The 322-nt window shown below is 37.0% G+C and carries 1 protein-coding gene; it reads left to right on the top strand.

Going from position 1 to position 322, the window contains the following annotated elements; translation table 11 throughout:
- On the top strand, nt 1-322 hold a 322-nt coding region (locus tag QWI17_RS04765), incomplete at both ends, for a hypothetical protein (RefSeq protein WP_302721374.1).

The raw sequence follows: 322 nt of genomic DNA, 5'->3' as shown, positions 1-322 counted from the left end.
CTGTAAAAGGATCTGCAACAGTAAATTGTATTGCTTCTACAATTGATCCTTCTCAATCTATTGATGGGAATACTCCAAAGCCCATTATTTCAGGAAGTATAATTAAAGTGCCTTATTCTGGAGGTAATGGAGGTAAGTTTGTAGGGGCTTCATTTACTTCGGTTGGTAATCCAAACATTACTGCAACTATAGCCGATGGTAAATTGGAACATGGTTCTGGGTATCTTGTTTTTGCCATTCAAGGGATGCCCAATGCATCACAATCTTCACCAATTGGAATTTCATTTGATTTAACTCCGTTTTTTGCAGCAAATACAGATAT

The organism is Gilvimarinus gilvus (assembly GCF_030518155.1).
Taxonomy (GTDB): domain Bacteria; phylum Pseudomonadota; class Gammaproteobacteria; order Pseudomonadales; family Cellvibrionaceae; genus Gilvimarinus; species Gilvimarinus gilvus.
This window is presented reverse-complemented; position numbering and strand designations above follow the sequence as displayed.